9 protein-coding genes are annotated in these 17436 nt (G+C 72.2%); 3 read left to right on the forward strand and 6 right to left on the reverse strand.

The genetic code is table 11. The annotated features are described in order from the left end of the window. Positions 1-2: 2 nt before the first annotated feature. From IG99_RS15415 to IG99_RS15425, 3 genes are all read right to left on the reverse strand, one after another. Positions 3-3506 carry an ATP-dependent DNA helicase gene (locus IG99_RS15415; RefSeq protein WP_037674223.1) on the reverse strand — a complete coding sequence of 1168 codons (3504 nt, stop codon included), beginning with the start codon at positions 3504-3506 and terminating at the stop codon, positions 3-5. A gap of 35 nt (positions 3507-3541) precedes the next feature. Then, entirely contained in the window at positions 3542-6874 is a 3333-nt protein-coding gene (locus IG99_RS15420; RefSeq protein WP_078947724.1) for an ATP-dependent helicase, read from the reverse strand. Positions 6875-7167: 293 nt separating this feature from the next. Beyond that, complete coding sequence (locus IG99_RS15425; RefSeq protein ID WP_037674224.1) at positions 7168-7554, reverse strand: MGMT family protein; 387 nt, start codon at positions 7552-7554, stop codon at positions 7168-7170. Between the two features lie 186 nt (positions 7555-7740). Between IG99_RS15425 and IG99_RS15430 the strand changes: the two genes are divergently transcribed. The 3 genes from IG99_RS15430 to IG99_RS15440 all read left to right on the forward strand — a co-directional run bounded on the left by IG99_RS15430 (position 7741) and on the right by IG99_RS15440 (position 13809). Next, on the forward strand, positions 7741-10488 hold the full coding sequence (locus IG99_RS15430) for a lysylphosphatidylglycerol synthase domain-containing protein (protein ID WP_037674225.1): 2748 nt from the start codon (positions 7741-7743) through the stop codon (positions 10486-10488). A gap of 72 nt (positions 10489-10560) precedes the next feature. Then, positions 10561-12105, forward strand: coding sequence for an alpha/beta hydrolase (locus IG99_RS15435; RefSeq protein ID WP_037674226.1), 1545 nt, complete (start codon positions 10561-10563; stop codon positions 12103-12105). Positions 12106-12240: 135 nt separating this feature from the next. Then, the gene (locus tag IG99_RS15440; protein WP_037674228.1) at positions 12241-13809 is read left to right on the forward strand and encodes an alpha/beta hydrolase; all 1569 of its coding nucleotides are present in this window, start codon (positions 12241-12243) and stop codon (positions 13807-13809) included. Between the two features lie 603 nt (positions 13810-14412). Here the strand turns inward: IG99_RS15440 and moeZ are convergent. The 3 genes from moeZ to IG99_RS15460 form a co-directional block, all read right to left on the reverse strand. Next, positions 14413-15591, reverse strand: a complete 1179-nt coding sequence (gene moeZ, locus IG99_RS15450) for an adenylyltransferase/sulfurtransferase MoeZ (protein ID WP_037674231.1) — start codon at positions 15589-15591, stop codon at positions 14413-14415. A 63-nt stretch (positions 15592-15654) separates the two neighbouring features. After that, entirely contained in the window at positions 15655-16404 is a 750-nt protein-coding gene (locus tag IG99_RS15455) for a spherulation-specific family 4 protein (RefSeq protein WP_037674233.1), read from the reverse strand. Further along, a complete protein-coding gene (locus tag IG99_RS15460; RefSeq protein ID WP_037674236.1) occupies positions 16392-17351 on the reverse strand; it encodes an NAD-dependent epimerase/dehydratase family protein in 960 nt (319 codons plus the stop codon). The genes IG99_RS15455 and IG99_RS15460 overlap by 13 nt, the downstream gene beginning before the upstream one ends. Positions 17352-17436 lie beyond the last annotated feature (85 nt).

Here is a 17436-nt window from a genome sequence, read left to right on the forward strand (position 1 = left end):
GCCTATCGGCCCGGGCCGACATCCTCGCTGGGCGGTTCGTCACACGGCTGCTCGTCGAGGAGCAGCCGCTCCAGCGCGGCCCGGTCCGGCATGCCCTCGGGCCTTACGACCTCACCGTCGCGGACGTAGAAGAACGCGGCCGTGACCGACTCCAGTGGCACGCCCCGCTGCTCGGCCCAGGCGAGGCGGTACAGGGCGAGCTGGAGCGGGTCGGCGGTGCGGCCGCGGTTGGTCTTCCAGTCGACGATCTCGTACGTCGCCGACGCGCCGTCGCCCGACTGGTACACGGCGTCGATACGGCCCCGTACGACGCGGCCGGCGATCTCGATCTGGAAGGGGGCTTCCACACGGTGGGGTGTGCGGTGGGCGTACTCGGTGCGCTCGAAGGCGTCCTTGAGCGCCTCCAGGTCGCGCTCGTCGGTGATCTCGGCCTCGCTGCCAGGCAGCTCGTCAGGCTCCAGCATGGGCAGCGTCAGTGCTTCGAAGCGGGCCTCGACCCAGGCGTGGAAGCGGGTGCCCCGGCGGGCGGCGGGTTGCGGAGGGCGCGGCATGGGGCGCGCGAGTTCCTGTGCGAAGCCGTCCGGGTCGGCGGCGAGGCGCAGCATCTGCGACACGGTCAGCGTGGTCGGCAGGGGGACGTCGGTGACGCTCCGGCGGGCGCGCAGCAGCTCACCGGCGAGTGCGTCGAGGTCTCGGTCCCAGGAGTCGATGGTGCGGGCTTCCTCCGGCGTGAGGCGCGCCCGCGCGGGGGCGGCGCGTGCCGGGCGCGGGCCGGTCGGGAGTTCGGGAGCCGTCGCCTGGTGCGGGACCTTCGGGCGGCTCGTGGTCGGGGCCCCCCGGTCGGAGGGGTCGTCGTCGAAGGGGTCGGTCTCGACGTAGGCGGGTTCGTCGAAAGGGTCCGCCTCGTCGTACGGCGGCTCGTCGTCCTCCGGAGGGGGCGGCCAGTCGGGATCGTGGTCGGTGTCCGGGTCGTGGGTCGCCGGAAGGTGGCCGTCCTCCACGAAGGAGAGGTCCTCGAGGTGGGCCAGGACCGTCTGTGCTGCGGCGCGGCGGCGGGACAGTGCGGTGTCGTCCAGGGGCAGGGGCCAGACCTGGTCGGCGCTCGCACGGTGCAGGGCCGGGTTCTCCTCGCCCTCCTCGGGTTCCTCCGCCCAGGCCTCGATCTCCCCGTGACCGGCCTCACAGTGCTGGTACAGGGCCAGCAGGAAGTCGGAGGGGCCGCGGGGCTTCTTCTGGGTGGGGCCCCACCAGTGACCGGAGCCGAGCAGGAGGGAGCGGGGGCGGGTGAAGGTGACGTAGCCGAGGCGGAGTTCCTCGGTGTGCTGGTGCTCCTTCATCGCCTCGTGGAAGGCCTTCAGGCCCCGCGAGTCCCACGCGCCGACCTCGGGCAGTGTGTCGGCGTCGCCGCGCAGTTCGTGCGGCAGCACTTTCGCCTGGGCGGTCCACTTCTCGCGGCCCTGACCGCTGGGGAAGGTGCCGGTGACCAGGCCGGGGACGGCGACGACGTCCCACTCCAGGCCCTTGGACCTGTGCGCCGTGAGCACCTTGACGGTGTTCTCGCCGCCGGGGAGGGCGTTGTCGAGGCCCTTCTCGTACTGGGCGGCGGTGCGCAGGAAGCCGAGGAAGGCGAGCAGGCTCGCCTCGCTCTCGTTGGCGGCGAAGGAGGCGGCGATGTCGAGGAAGTTCGACAGGGTCTCGCGGCGGCGGGCGGCCAGGGCGTGCGGGGACGCCGACAGTTCGACCTCCAGGCCGGTGACGGCGAGGACGCGGTGCAGGACGTCCATCAGCGGGTCGGAGAGCGAGCGGCGCAGATCGCGCAGTTCGGCGGCGAGGCGGGCGAACCGCACGCGCGCGTCCGGCGAGAAGGGCAGCCCGTCGTCGTCCCCGGCGCCGTCCAGCGGACTTTCCAGGAAGGTGTCGAGGGCGTCCGCGAGCGAGATCACCTCCGCCGGGTCGACTCCCTCGACGGCCTCGGCGAGCCGGCGGTCGGGGTCGTCGCCCTCGTCCGCGCGCGCGTGGGCGACGAGGAGCCGGGCTCGGCGCCCCAGGAGGGCGAGGTCGCGGGGGCCGATGCGCCAGCGCGGGCCGGTCAGCAGGCGGACCAGGGAGGCGTTGGCGCCGGGGTCCTGGAGAACCTCGCAGACGGCGACGAGGTCGGCGACCTCGGGCAGGTGCAGCAGCCCCGACAGGCCGACCACCTCGACGGGGACGTCCCGGGCGACGAGCGCTCCCTGGATCTCCGCGAAGTCGGTCGCCGTGCGGCACAGGACGGCGATCTCGCCGGGTGCCTTGCCGGTGTTCACGAGGTGGGTGATGGAGTCGGCGATCCAGTCGATCTCCTCGGCGTGAGTGCGCAGCAGCGCGCAGCGCACCATGCCGTCGCGTTCGGCGCCGGGGGCCGGGCGGAGGGCCTCCACGCCCGCGTGCATCGCGCGCAGGGGTTCGGCGAGGCCGTTGGCGAGGTCGAGGAGGCGGCCACCGCTGCGGCGGTTCTCGCTGAGGGCCTGGCGGGACGCGCGGCGGCCGTCGGCGTGCGCGAAGTGCTCGGGGAAGTCGTCGAGGTTGGCGACGGAGGCGCCGCGCCAGCCGTAGATCGCCTGGCAGGGGTCGCCGACGGCGGTCACCGGGTGCCCGGTGCCGGCGCCGAACAGGCCCGCGAGCAGGACGCGTTGCGCGACCGATGTGTCCTGGTACTCGTCGAGGAGCACCACGCGGAACTCGTCGCGCAGGACGCGGCCCACCTCCGGCAGGCTCGCGAGCCGCGCGGAGAGGGCGATCTGGTCGCCGAAGTCGAGCAGGTCGCGCTCGCGCTTGGCGGCCCGGTAGCGGATTACCAACTCGGCGAGTTCGCCGCGTGCGGCGGCGGCCTCGGGGACCTTGCGCAGGTCGGCGTTGGTGAGCTTGACGCTCTGGAGTGCGGCGAGCAGGCCGGCGTCGTACGCGCGCAGGTCCTCGGGTCGTACGAGGTGTTCGGCGAGCTCGGCGTCGAGGGCGAGGAGGTCACTGACCAGGTCGGCGAAGGAGCGGGTGAGCGCCGGGTAGGGGCCGGGGGCCTCGCGCAGTACCCGTGCGGCGAGCTGGAAGCGGGTGGCGTCGGCGAGCAGGCGGGAGGTCGGTTCCAGGCCGATGCGCAGGCCGTGGTCGGTCAGCAGGCGGCCCGCGAAGGAGTGGTACGTGGAGATGACCGGCTCGCCCGGAGGATTGTCCGGGTCGATGACATCGGGGTCGGTGACGCCCGCCCTGACCAGCGCCTTGCGGACGCGCTCGGCGAGTTCGCCGGCGGCCTTGTTGGTGAAGGTCAGGCCGAGGACCTGCTCGGGGGCGACCTGGCCGGTGCCGACCAGCCACACCACGCGTGCCGCCATCACCGTCGTCTTGCCCGACCCGGCACCGGCCACGATCACCTGGGGAGCGGGGGGCGCGACGATGCACGCCGTCTGCTCGGGGGTGAACGGAATCCCGAGGAGCTCCTTGAGCTGCTCGGGATCGGAGATGGGGGCGGACATGTCGGAGAGGCTAGTGGCGACCACTGACACTCGCGTCACTCGACCACGTGCCGCCCTTCGGGCCGGGCGCTGCACGAGGCGCGGAACGCGCAGTGCGCGCAGTGCTGGCCGGTGGTCGGCGCGAACCGTTCGTCGAGCACCTTCCCGGCGGCCGTGGCCAGCAGATCGCCGACCCACTCACCCGCCTCGCCGTCGAGGGCGTCCTGCGCCTGCACCTTGGGCAGGGTCTCGCCGCCGTCCCGCTTCGCCGCGCCCTGCCGCAGCTGGACGAGTTCGGCGCCGCCCGGTTCGGGGCGTACGCCGTCGAAGGCGTCGTCGACGGCTCCCTCGCGCACCGCGAGCTGGTAGACGGCCAGCTGGGGATGGCGTTCCACCTCGGCGGAACTCGCCGCCTGCTTGCCCGTCTTGAAGTCGACGACGTAGGCACGGCCCTCACCGTCCGTCTCGACACGGTCCATCTGGCCGCGGATGCGCACCTCGTAGTCGCCGGCTTCGAGGGTGACGTCGAAGTCACGCTCGCTCGCCACCGGGGTGCGTCCCGCGCGGTCCATGACGTGCCAGCGCAGGAAGCGTTCGAGAGCTACGCGCGCGTGCTCCTTCTCCTGTTGCGACTTCCACGGGGCGTCGAAGGCGAGGGCGTTCCACACGGAGTCGAGTCGCTCCATGAGGACGGCGAGGTCGGCAGGGGTGTGCCCGGAGGCGACCTCGTCGGCGAGGACGTGGACCACGTTGCCGAAGCCCTGGGCCGCGGTCGCGGGGGCGTCGGCCTTGACCTCGCGGCCCAGGAACCATTGCAGGGCGCAGGTGTTGGCGAGTTGGTCGAGGGCGCTGCCGGACAGGACGACGGGCTGGTCGCGGTTGCGCAGCGGCACCTTGCTCTCGGTCGGTTCGAACATGCCCCACCAGCGGTAGGGATGGGCGGACGGCACCAGCGGGCGCCCGTCCTCGTCGGCGAGGGCGGCGAGTCTGGCCAGCCGCCGTGCCGCCGCCTCCCTGAGGGTGTCGGACGCGCGCGGGTCGACCGTCGTGGCGCGCAGCTCGGCGACGAGCGCGGCCACCGACAGGGGGCGGCGGGGGCGGCCGGTGACGTCCCTGGGTTCGACGCCGAGTTCGGTGAGGAAGCGGGAGGGTTGGTCGCCGTCGTCGGCGGGGGCCTTGACTGCGGTGACGACGAGGCGTTCACGCGCGCGCGTGGCGGCGACGTAGAACAGGCGGCGCTCCTCGGCGAGCAGCGCGCCCGGGGTGAGCGGTTCGGCGAGTCCGTCGCGGCCGATGCGGTCGGCCTCCAGGAGGGAGCCGCGGCGGCGCAGGTCCGGCCACAGGCCCTCCTGGACGCCCGCCACGACGACCAGGCGCCACTGAAGGCCCTTGGAGCGGTGGGCGGTCATCAGGCGGACGGCGTCGGGGCGCACGGCACGCCGGGTGAGGGTGTCGGCGGCGATGTCCTCGGAGCCGATCTCCTCCAGGAAGTTCAGGGCGCCCCGGCCGCCGACGCGCTCCTCCGCGCGCGCCGCCGTCGCGAAGAGGGCGCACACGGCGTCGAGGTCGCGGTCGGCGTTGCGACCGGCCGCGCCGCCGCGCCGGGCTGCCCGCTCCAGACGCGCGGGCCAGGGTGTGCCCTCCCACAGGTCCCAGAGCGCCTCCTCGGCGGTGCCACCGCCGGCGAGGCGCTCACGGGCCTTGGCGAGCAGGGCGCCGAGCCGCTGGGCGCCGCGCGCGTACGTCGGGTCGTGCGTGACCAGGCGCTCCGGCTCGGCCAGCGCCCGCGCGAGCAGTTCGTCCGAGGGCGGCGGCAGCGGGTTGCCCGCGGCGCGCTCCTCCTCCCGCAGGGCACGCCCGAGGCGGCGCAGATCGGCCGCGTCCATACCGGCGAGGGGGGAGGCGAGCAGGGTGAGGGCGGTCTCGGTGTCGAGCCGGCAGGCGTCCGGCCGCGACTCATCCGCGGGGAGATCAGTGGACGCATCGGAGGGAGTGACCGCGGCCGTTGCCACCGCCCGCAGGGCCGTCAGCAGGGGGGCCACGGCCGGTTCGTGACGCAGGGGCAGGTCGTCGCCGTCGATGTCGAGGGGTACGCCGGCCGCGGTGAGGGCGCGGCGGAGGGTCGGTATCGTGCGGGATCCGGCGCGCACCAGGACGGCCATCTCGCCCCAGGGGACGCCGTCCTCCAGGTGGGCGCGGCGGAGAATGTCGGCGATGTTGTCCAGCTCCGTGCCGGGCGTGGGGTACGTGTAGACCTCCACGCCTCCGCCGTCGCGTACCGGAGCGAGCTCGCGGTGGGCACGCACCTTGTCGGCCGGCAGGCGGGTCAGCGGCATGCGCTGGGTGAGCAGCCTGGTCGCGGCCAGCAGGGCGGCGCCCGAGCGGCGGGAGGTGCGCAGCACCTCGACGGGGGCGGGCCGCCCGTCCGCGCGCGGGAAGGCGTCGGGGAAGTCGAGGATGCCGTTCACGTCGGCGCCCCGGAAGGCGTAGATCGACTGGTCGGGGTCGCCGAAGGCGACCAGGGTGCGGCCGCCGCCGGCCAGGGCGTGCAGCAGCCGTACCTGGGCCGCGTCGGTGTCCTGGTACTCGTCCACGAAGACGGCGTCGTACTGGGCGGCGAGCCGCTCGGCGACCTCGGGGCGGTGGGCGAGGAGGACCGCTCGGTGGACCAGTTCCGCGTAGTCGAGCACCCCTTGCAGGTCGAGCACGTCGAGGTACTCGGCGAGGAAGGCGGCCGCGGCACGCCAGTCGGGGCGGCCCGTGCGGCGGGCGAACGCATCCAGGGCGTCCGGCCCCAGGCCCAGTTCGCGGCTGCGGGCGAGGACCGCGCGGACCTCGTCGGCGAAGCCGCGGGTGGTCAGGCACGCGCGCAGTTCGTCCGGCCAGCGCGTGTGTGCGAGGCCGAGCCGTTCCAGGTCGGGCTGTCCGGCGAGCAGCTCGCGGACGGTCACGTCCTGCTCGGGGCCGGAGAGCAGGCGCAGCGGCTCCACGAAGAGGTCGCTGTCCTGGTGGGCTCGGACCAGGGCGTAGCAGAACGAGTGGAAGGTGGTCGCCCGGGGGGCGCGGGTGGCTCCGGTGCGCAGCGCCATGCGGTCGCGCAGCTCCACCGCCGCCCTGCGGCTGAACGTGAGCACGAGGATCCGTGCGGGGTCGCCGCCGCGGGCCACGCGGGCCGCCACGGACTCGACGAGGGTGGTGGTCTTGCCGGTGCCCGGACCTGCGAGGACGAGCAGCGGGCCGGAGGTGTGGTCAACCACGGCGCGCTGCGCGGCGTCCAAACGAGGGGGGTCGATGCGGGCCGGAGGGGTACGTACCAGTCGGTAAGCGCCACGGTTCCCCTGTCGCACCTGGGGGTGCGACAGGCGCCTGGTGGAGAAAGAGGAGCTCACGTGGTTCGCCGGTCCTGGTGGGAGTGCATGGGGTTGACGCTGCCGGCGCGAACGCCGGGGGCGGGCCGCCGCGTGCTGCGGGCGGTGACCGCGGGGTGAGAGGGACACGTGCAGCCGACGCTACGCCGACGGGCGGACCGGAAGCAGGGCTTCCCCTTCTTCTCGGCAGTCCCATCGGGCACGTATGCCACGCGAGTCCCTCACCTCACGAACGTACGTCATGCCACGGGCGTCCCCCGGTTCCCCCGTACGGACCACAGGCTCCCCCCGGCCGGGTCCGATGGCGGAAGCTGTCAGGTGTGACCCGTCGCGCGTTCGCCGCCGTCCCATCGCGCCCGCCGCATGTCGAGGCGGGGCAGGTGGCCCCCGGCGGCCCTGCTCGCCTCCTTCAGGGGCGTGCCCTCCGTGCGGTAGTGGTCGAGTGCCCGCAGCTCGTGGCCAGGGAGGAGCACTCCGTCGGAGCGCACCACGCGCCACCACGGCACGGCTCCTCCGTAGAGGGCCATCACCCGCCCGACCTGGCGCGGCCCTCCCTCCTCCAGCCACTCGGCGACGTCCCCGTACGTCATGACACGGCCCGGCGGGATGAGTTCGGCGACGTCGAGCACGCGCTCGGCGTACTCGGGGAGCGCGTCCGTGTGCTCCGCGCGGGCCTCGTCCGGATGGCTCTGCTCGCTCATCCGACCCATCCTGCCCCACCCCACCGACAATGTGACGCGCCCGCGACGGTGCGTGAGCCTCGCCCGGGAGCGGTGCTTCGGGCAGACTGTGCGCCCCCGCGTTTGCACCCTGATGCCCCCGTGTGTCGGTGGAGCATGCCACCATCGTGCGGGCGGTGATCGGTGATTCGAGATCAAGAAGAGACGATGAAGCAGCAGGGTGCGCATTCCGACGACACGGAGGGCACCTCTGCCGCTGCGTCACGCCCTGACCCGCCCGAGGCGGACGGACAGGGCGCCCCCGAGGCGAACGCCACCGCCGGGCAGCAGGCTGAGGCCGACTTCGTGGACGAGGTGCACGCCGACGAGGTGGAGGGCGACGAACCGCTGCTCCCCGCGCGCGTGCACCGCCCCTCCGACCTGATGCGGCTGCTGGTCGGTGTCCTCGCGATCGTCGTGCTGCTCGGGATCGCCGCCTTCGCGCACGGCACCACCTCGGGCCTGGAACAGGACATCAACAAGGGCACCGGGCAGGCCCCGGACCTGTTGATCAAGATCGCGGGGCTGGCCTCCAGCATCGCGATCCTGCTGGTGCCGGTCGCGTTCGCCATCGAGCGGCTGATCAAACGCGACGGGCTGCGCATCGCGGACGGCGTCCTCGCGGCGGTCCTCGCGCACGGTGTGACACTGGCCACCGACCTCTGGGTCGCCAAGGCCGCCCCCGACTCGATCCAGGAAGCGCTCACCCAGCCCTCCCCCGGCGACATCCATGCCCTCACCGACCCGGTGCACGGCTATCTCGCCCCGGTCATCGCGTATATGACGGCCGTGGGCATGTCACGCAGGCCGCGCTGGCGCGCGGTGCTGTGGATCGTGCTGCTCCTCGACGCGTTCTCCATGCTGGTCACCGGCTACACCACACCGTTCTCGATCATCCTGACGGTGCTGATCGGCTGGACCGTGGCCTACGGCACGCTGTACGCGGTCGGCTCGCCCAACGTCCGCCCCACCGGACGGACGCTGATGGCGGGCCTCAGGCACGTCGGCTTCCACCCGGTGAGCGCGGCCCGCGAGGAGGTGTCGGACACCCCGGAGACCGGCGACCGCGGCCGCCGCTACTTCGTGACCCTCGAGGACGGCCCCCCACTGGATGTGACGGTGGTCGACCGTGAGCAGCAGGCTCAGGGCTTCTTCTACCGCGCGTGGCGCAATCTGACGCTGCGCGGCTTCGCCACACGCAGCAGCCTCCAGTCGCTTCGCCAGGCCCTGGAGCAGGAGGCGCTGCTCGCCTACGCGGCCATCGCGGCCGGCGCCAACGCGCCCAAGCTGATCGCGACCTCCGAACTCGGCCCCGACGCCGTCATGCTCGTCTACGAGCACACGGGGGGCCGCACCCTCGACTCGCTGCCGGACGAGGAGATCACCGACGAGCTGCTGCGGGACACCTGGCACCAGGTGCGGGCCCTGCAGTCCCGGCGCATCGCGCACCGCCGGCTGGTGGGTGACGCGGTCCTGGTGGATCGTTCCGGCACGGTGATCCTCACCGACCTGCGCGTCGGCGAGATCGCGGCCGGTGACCTGCTGCTGCGTATGGACATCTCCCAACTGCTGGTGACATTGGGCCTGCGGGTGGGTGCCGAGCGCGCCGTGGATGCGGCGGTGGCCGTGCTCGGCCCGGACGCCGTGGCCGGCTGCCTCCCGATGCTGCAGCCCATCGCCCTCAGCCGCTCCACGCGCGCGACGCTGCGCAGACTGGCCCGGGAACGCGCCCAGCGCGAGCGCGAGGCGGTGCTGGAGGCGTCCCGGCAGGCCAAGCAGGCCCGCCTGGAGACGGCCGGCGCCGACGAGGCCGCGACCGTGAAAGACAAGGCCGACAAGAAGGCCGTACGGGCGGAGGCGCGCGCCGAGAAGCGGGCCATCGACGAGGCCCTGGAGGAGGCGCGCGAGGACGATCTGCTCACGCTCATCCGGCACGAGGTGCTGCGGATCAGGCCGCAGGCCCCGGTCGAGCCGGCCCGCCTGGAGCGGGTGCGGCCCCGCACTCTGATCAGTTTCATCGCCGGCGCCATCGGCGCGTACTTCCTGCTGACGCAGCTCACCCACATCGAGTTCGGTCCGCTCGTCGCCAACGCCGAGTGGGGCTGGGTCGCGGCGGCCGTGCTGTTCTCGGCGCTGAGCTATGTCGCCGCGGCGATGAGCCTGCTGGGATTCGTGCCGGAGCGCGTGCCGTTCCCGCGGACGGTGGCCGCGCAGGTCGCCGGGTCGTTCGTGAAGATCGTCGCACCGGCCGCGGTCGGTGGAGTGGCCCTCAACACCCGTTTCCTGCAGCGCGCGGGGGTGCGGCCCGGGCTCGCGGTGGCCAGCGTGGGCGCCTCCCAACTGTTCGGGCTCGGCTGTCACATCCTCATGCTGCTGTCCTTCGGTTACCTGACCGGCACCGAGAAGACACCGTCGCTGTCGCCGTCCCGGACCGTCATCGCGGGTCTGCTCACCGTGGCGGTGCTGGTGCTCGTGGTGACCTCGGTGCCGTTCCTGCGGAAGTTCGTCGTCACGCGCGTGCGGTCGCTGTTCGCCGGTGTCGTACCCCGCATGCTGGACGTGCTCCAGCGGCCGCAGAAGCTGATCACCGGCATCGGCGGCATGCTGCTGCTCACCGCCTGCTTCGTGATGTGCCTGGACGCGTCGATCCGCGCGTTCGGTGACCAGTCGACCAACCTCAGCATCGCCAGCGTCGCCGTCGTCTTCCTCGCCGGTAACGCGCTCGGATCCGCCGCCCCGACGCCGGGCGGTGTCGGCGCGGTCGAGGCGACCCTCACAGTCGGTCTGATCGCCGTCGGACTTCCCAAGGAGGTCGCGGCGCCCGCGGTCCTGCTGTTCCGGCTGCTCACCCTGTGGATCCCGGTGCTGCCGGGCTGGCTGGCCTTCAACCAGTTGACCCGCAAGGGCGCGTTGTAGGACGACGGCGGCCTTACCTCGGACGGCTCGTGCCCCGCGCGCCGCGCCGGGCCCGACCCCAGGATGGGTTGCATGCCGAAGCCCTCCCGCCTGCGCACCGCTGGCCTCACAGCCGTCGCCGTCCTGCTGTCCTCCCTGGCGGCGGCCTGCGGCGACGACGCGGGTGACGAGGACCTGTCGGCCCAGAAACTGAGCTGGAAGGACTGCCCGGCACCGTCCCAGGCGGAGGGCGGAGGCACCGCCCCGTCGCCCCTGCCGGACGGCGACCCGTGGCAGTGCGCCACTCTCAGGGTGCCCCTCGACTGGGACGAACCGCAGGGCGACACCATCGGGCTCGCGCTGATCCGGGCGAAGGCGAGCGGCGAGGCGAGCCGGCGGATCGGCTCCCTGGTGTTCAACTTCGGCGGGCCCGGCGGCTCCGGCGTCACCACGCTGCACGCCTTCGGCCAGGACTACGCGGCCTTGCGCACCCGCTACGACCTGGTCAGCTTCGACCCGCGCGGGGTCGGCCGCAGCGCCCCCGTCCGCTGCGAGAACGACCCACAGCTCGACGCCTACTTCCAGCAGGACATGACGCCCGACGACGCCACGGAACGCTCCGAGTTCCTCGACAGCACCAAGGAGTTCAACGAGGCCTGCGAGGACAACTCGAAGGGGATGCTGCCGCACGTGCGCACGACCGACGCGGCCCACGACATGGACCTGATGCGCCAGGTCCTCGGCGACGACAAGCTGTACTACTTCGGCATCTCCTACGGCACCGAACTCGGCGGCGTCTACGCCCACCTGTTTCCCCGGACCGTGGGCCGGGCCGTCTTCGACGCGGTCGTCGATCCGACGCAGACACCCGAGCAGGGCTCACTGGGGCAGGCCAGGGGATTCCAACGGGCCCTCGACAACTTCGCCGAGAACTGCACCTCGCAGACCGAGGAATGCCCGGTCGGCGCCACTCCACAGGACGTGAAGAACCGTATCGCCCGGCTGCTCGAGGACCTCGACGTCAGACCCATCCCGGGCGTCTTCCCCCGTGAACTGACCCAGAGCGCCGCCATCAGCGGGATCGCCCAGTCGCTCTACTCCCAGGAGTTCTGGAAGTACCTCACCGAAGGTCTTGAACAGGCGTACGACGGGGACGGGAAGATCCTGATGCTGCTGTCCGACTCGATGAACGGACGCGGCGAGAACCGTGAGTACAGCAACATCACCGCCGCCAACGTGTCCATCAACTGTGCCGACGACAGGCCGCGCTACGACAGTAACTACGTGCAGCGGAAGCTGCCCGAGTTCCGGGCGGCCTCGGCGCTCTTCGGCGACTACCTGGCGTGGGGCCTGACCAGCTGCACCGACTGGGCCGTGCGGGGCGCCGCCGACCACCCGGACGTCAGCGCGCCCGGATCGGCGCCGATCCTCGTCGTGGGCAACACCGGCGACCCGGCCACGCCGTACGAGGGCGCGAAGAAGATGGTCGACGCCCTCGGCCCGGGCGTGGGGGTCGAGCTGACGTACAAGGGGCAGGGGCATGGCGCGTACGACAGCGGCAACAAGTGCGTGCAGGGCGCGGTGGACGGCTATCTGCTGGAGGGGAAGGTTCCGGCCGCCGGGACCGTCTGCTCCTAGCGTGACGCACGGTGCTGGGCAAGAGCGCAGGTCAAAGGGTTATCCACAGGCTTCGGCAGCTGTGGTGCGGTCCGCCTACGATGGCCTGACCACCGTCCGCGACCGAAGTGCGGGCGGCTTGCGAGGGGGAATGGGATGGGTCGTTTCGTCAGGTGGACGGCGTTGGGCGCCGCCGCCGCGTTGCTGGTGACGGGCTGTAGCGGCGGCTCGTCGTCCGACGGCAAGAGCGGCAAGGGAGGGCAGCGCCAGGGCAGTGACCGCCCGTCCGCCACCGCGCCGTCCTCGGGCTCCGGGACCAACGCCCTGCCCTCTTCCCTGACCTCGCAGAAGCTCGACTGGGGGCGGTGCCGGGCGACCGGGGACTCCCCCGCTCCGGGCAGCGACTGGCAGTGCGCGCTGCTGAAGGTACCGCTGGACTGGTCGAAGCCGGGCGGCCGGACCATGGAACTGGCGATGATCCGCAGCAAGGCCCGGGGCAAGGACCGCATCGGTTCACTGCTGTTCAACTTCGGCGGCCCCGGCGGCTCCGGAGTCGACTCCATGCCGTCGTACGCCTCGACGGTCTCCTCCCTGCACGAGCGGTACGACCTGGTCAGCTGGGACCCGCGGGGCGTGGGTGCGCGGGGCGGGATCCGCTGCCGCGACGACAAGCAGATCCAGGCCGCCGAGGAGAAGATCGACGCCACGCCGGACACCCCGGCGGAGGAGCAGGCGTACTTCCAGGACGCCGAGGACTTCGCCAAGGGCTGCCAGAAGGACGCCGGGGACCGGATGGCCCACGTGTCGACCACTGACACCGCGCGCGACATGGACCTGATGCGCCAGGTCCTCAGCGACAGCAGGATGCACTACTTCGGCATCTCCTACGGCACCGAACTCGGCGGCGTCTACGCCCACCTCTTCCCCCGGAACGTGGGGCGGATCATCCTCGACGCGGTGGTCGACCCGAGCGCCGACACCGTGGGGCACGCCGAGAACCAGGCCCGGGGCTTCCAGCGCGCGCTGGACGACTACCTGAAGTCGACCGGCCAGGACCCGCGGCAGGGCACCCGGAAGATCGCCGACCTGCTGAAGCGAATCGACGCGAAGCCGCTGCCGACCTCGTCGGGCCGCACGCTCACCCAGACCCTGGCGGTCACCGGCATCGTCCTCCCGCTGTACAGCGAGGCCGGCTGGCCGACCCTCACCAACGCCCTGAAGGCGGCCGAGGCCGGAGACGGCACCGGGCTGCTCACCCTGGCCGACGGCTACAACGAGCGGGACGCCTCCGGGCACTACGGCACGACGACCCATGCGCAGCGGGTCATCTCGTGCCTGGACGACAAGCAGCGGCCGACCTCGGCGGAGACGAGGAAGCGTCTGCCCGCGTTCGAGCAGATATCGCCCGTCTTCGGTGACTTCCTCGCCTGGGACACGGCGGGCTGGTGCCACGACTGGCCCGTGGCCGGTCAGTTCGACACCCCGGAGGTGAGTGCCCCGGGCGCGGCTCCGATCCTGGTGGTCGGCAACACCGGCGACCCGGCCACCCCTTACGAGGGCGCCCGCAGGATGGCCGACGAACTCGGCAAGGACGTCGGCGTCGTACTCACCTGGAAGGGCGAGGGCCACGGCGCCTACGGCAGCGGCAGCGACTGCGTCGACTCCACGGTGAACGCGTACCTCCTCAAGGGCACGGCCCCGAAGGACGGCAAGGTCTGCGCATGACGGCGGCGCGACGCCACAACGGTTTTCAAGTGTGTTGCCGCGGTGGGGTGTTACTGATTCGATCCTCGAATGGCAGAGATCAAGGAGCCCTGGGGGCTCAGTGCGCTCGGTGCGGGGCATGTGTCGGCGGAGCCCAGGCGAAGATGGCGGTCGACCTTGTGGCACCGACGCCCAAAGAAGCCTTTGAACAGGCTGGAGCGGCGGTTGCCAGGCTGCGGACCGTACTGCGGGAGCACGGAATACCCGACTCCGACGTATCCGGATCACGCCTCGCCCTCCAGTCGGAGTTCAAGGGCTACGGCGCGGACCGGACGCGGCCGCACGACGCAAGGCCGAGGTCTACGCGGATGCCTGCCGTGTGCGGCTCGGTCCTGTCGTGCACATCCAGGACGTCGACCCGGAATCGGTCGGGCTGCGCAGCCACGGGAATCGCATCGGACGCGATCCCGAATCCGACGGTGTCTTCGCCCCCGGGGCGGTGCGGCGTCGAGGCCGCCGTATTGCTCGGCTTCAGCCTGTTGCCAGACTGACGACGGAAGCCCACGGCGTCCGAACTGGTCGGCGCCGTGGGCTTCGTCAGCCTCGCTGGAGCGAGAGCGGTGATCAGTAGACCGGCTTGTCGGGTTCGATCTGGTTGACCCAGCCGATGACGCCGCCGCCGACGTGGACGGCGTCGGAGAAGCCCGCGGACTTCAGGACCGCGAGAACTTCCGCACTGCGGACACCCGTCTTGCAGTGCAGGACGATCTTCTTGTCCTGGGGCAGGCTCTCCAGGGCGGTGCCCATGAGGAACTCGTTCTTCGGGATCAGCCTGGCGCCCGGGATCGAGACGATCTCGTACTCGTTGACCTCGCGAACGTCGATGATGTCGATGTTCTCGCCGTCGTCGATCCACTCCTTGAGCTGCTTCGGAGTGATCGTCGAGCTGGCGGCCGCCTCCTGGGCCTCCTCGGAGACGACGCCGCAGAAGGCCTCGTAGTCGATGAGCTCGGTGACGGTCGGGTTCTCACCGCAGACCGCGCAGTCCGGGTCCTTGCGGACCTTGACCTGGCGGTACTGCATCTCCAGGGCGTCGTAGATCATCAGGCGGCCGACGAGCGGCTCGCCGATGCCCGCGAGGAGCTTGATGGCCTCGTTGACCTGGATGGAACCGATGGACGCGCACAGCACGCCGAGCACGCCACCCTCGGCGCAGGAGGGGACCATGCCGGGGGGCGGGGGCTCCGGGTAGAGGCAGCGGTAGCAGGGACCGTGCTCGGACCAGAAGACGGAGGCCTGGCCGTCGAAGCGGTAGATCGAGCCCCAGACGTACGGCTTGTTCAGCAGCACGCACGCGTCATTGACCAGGTAGCGGGTCGCGAAGTTGTCCGTGCCGTCGACGATCAGGTCGTACTGGCTGAAGATGTCCATCACGTTGTCGGCCTCGAGCCGCTCCTCGTGAAGGACCACGTTCACGTACGGGTTGATGCCCAGGACGGAGTCACGCGCGGACGCGGCCTTGGAGCGGCCGATGTCGGACTGGCTGTGGATGATCTGGCGCTGCAGGTTCGACTCGTCGACCTCGTCGAACTCCACGATGCCGAGCGTGCCGACACCGGCCGCGGCCAGGTACATCAACGCCGGCGAGCCCAGGCCGCCAGCGCCCACACACAGCACCTTGGCGTTCTTCAGCCGCTTCTGCCCGTCCATCCCGACGTCGGGGATGATCAGGTGGCGGGAGTACCTGCGGACCTCGTCTACGGTGAGCTCGGAGGCGGGCTCGACCAGGGGTGGCAACGACACGGGGACTCCGTTGGTCGGTCAATCACTACGGTTGTTCTCCCTGTAACACTGCCATGGCCTTCTTCATTCCGAGACACCTGTTCCGATACGCGAGACGATGTCGTCCCAGTAGCCGGGCATGGTCTGCCAGGGATCGGTGTGGCCGTCGCGGTCCGTGTGGTCGGTGAAGTAGATCGTCGCCGCGCCCTGCCAGCGGGCGACGCGCAGGGCCTCGTCGAGGTGGCCGCGGGGCACGCCGTGGACGAAGTGGCAGAAGCGGTCGGGCGGGTAGTCGGCGGTCCATTCGGCCACCTGCGACCAGCGGTAGTCGCTCCAGGAACCGGAGAAGGTCACCAGCTGGTCGGCGTTCTCGGCGTAGCCCGGGTGGGGGTGGGTGCCGTGGCCGAGGACGATGTGGGCGCCGTCGCGAAGGGTGCGGAGCGTGGTCACCGTGCGGCGGACCTCGGGGAGCTTGCCGCGTCCGGCGGGGCAGCGGTCCAGGAGGAAACCGTCGACCTGGTACCAGTCGAGGTAGCGCTGGGCGTCGGAGACCACCTTGGCGAAGGAGCGGGCGCCGTGGGCGGCATCGAGGTGGCCGAGGACGCGGACACCTCCGTTGCGCAGCCGCCCGGCGGCCGCCAGACAGTGCGGGTCGGGCCGGACGCCGGGGCCGTCGGCCACGTTGAGGACCACCCAGTGCAGGGGGGTGCCGGGGCGGGTGAGCTCGCCCCACTCGGCGGGCGCGAGGAGGGGGTGCGCGAAGCCCGGGACGCCGAAGCCGAGGCGTACGTCGGTGTCCGCGGTGCCCGCCGCCGAACTGGTCAGATACGGCACGCCGCCTCCATCCAGATGTCGGCCAGGGACTCCTCCAGGTTGATCCGGGGGCGCCAGCCGAGCCGGTCGCGTGCGGTGCGCACGTCGGCCTGCTGCCAGTTGCCGCAGCCGTCGGGGTACGGATACGCGACGGGGGCCGTGTGGTCCGACTCGGAGCGCGGGTGCCCGACGGCGGACCGCAGGGGGCCGTGGTGTCCGTCGAGTTCGTGGAGGGCGCCGCCGTACCCGGCGACGCGGGCGAGGATCGCGGCGGCGTCGCGCAGGCGCACGGCGCGGCCCGAGCCGATGTTGATGACGCCCTGCGCCGCGGAGAGGGAGGCCGCGTGCACGGCACGGGCGACGTCGCGCACGTCGACGAAGTCGCGCTGGGCACCCAGACCGGCGAGCTTGAGCTCGCCGTCGCCGGACTGCATGGCGCGGCGCATGGCCTCGGCGAGGCGGCCGAGCGGGGAGCCGGCCGGGGTGCCGGGGCCGGCGGGCGAGAAGACGCGCAGGACGACGGCGTCCAGACCGGAGCCCAGCACGAGCTCGGTGGCGGCGAGTTTGCTGACGCCGTACGGGCCGCCGGGGCGGGGGACGGCGTCCTCGGCGGTGGAGGAGCCGGGCTGGCTGGGTCCGTACTCGGCGCCGCAGCCGATCTGCACCAGACGGGCACCGCAGCCGCTGCGGCGCAGCGCCTCGCAGACGGTGGCGACGGCGACGGTGTTGTGCCGGGTGAGTTCGCGGGCGCCGCCGCGGGTGGCGCCCGCGCAGTTGACGACGACACCGGGGTGGACCGCGTCGAAGAAGCGGGTGAGCGCGCCGGGGCTGCCGGACGCGAGGTCGAAGCGGACGTCGGCGTCGTCGCCGCGGCCGAGCGCGGTGAGCTGGACGGCCGGGTCGGCGATCAGGCGGTCGGCGACGAAGCGGCCGAGGTAGCCGTTGGCTCCGATCAGCAGGACCCTCATCGTTCGACTCCCTGGGTGCGTACGGCTCCCGGGTGCTGCGCTCCGGCGGCTGCGGTGGCGCCGGGTCGGGAGGTGGTCATCTGGT

Origin of the sequence: Streptomyces griseus subsp. griseus (assembly GCF_000720255.1) — a bacterium.
Classification (GTDB): domain Bacteria; phylum Actinomycetota; class Actinomycetes; order Streptomycetales; family Streptomycetaceae; genus Streptomyces; species Streptomyces griseus_I.

Coding starts and splice junctions, on each gene's coding strand:
- IG99_RS15435 (WP_037674226.1), top strand. CDS start 10,561: ATGCCGAAGCCCTCCCGCCTGCGCACCGCTGGCCTCACAGCCGTCGCC.
- IG99_RS15440 (WP_037674228.1), top strand. CDS start 12,241: ATGGGTCGTTTCGTCAGGTGGACGGCGTTGGGCGCCGCCGCCGCGTTG.
- IG99_RS15460 (WP_037674236.1), bottom strand. CDS start 17,351: ATGAGGGTCCTGCTGATCGGAGCCAACGGCTACCTCGGCCGCTTCGTC.
- IG99_RS15430 (WP_037674225.1), top strand. CDS start 7,741: ATGAAGCAGCAGGGTGCGCATTCCGACGACACGGAGGGCACCTCTGCC.
- IG99_RS15425 (WP_037674224.1), bottom strand. CDS start 7,554: ATGAGCGAGCAGAGCCATCCGGACGAGGCCCGCGCGGAGCACACGGAC.
- IG99_RS15415 (WP_037674223.1), bottom strand. CDS start 3,506: ATGTCCGCCCCCATCTCCGATCCCGAGCAGCTCAAGGAGCTCCTCGGG.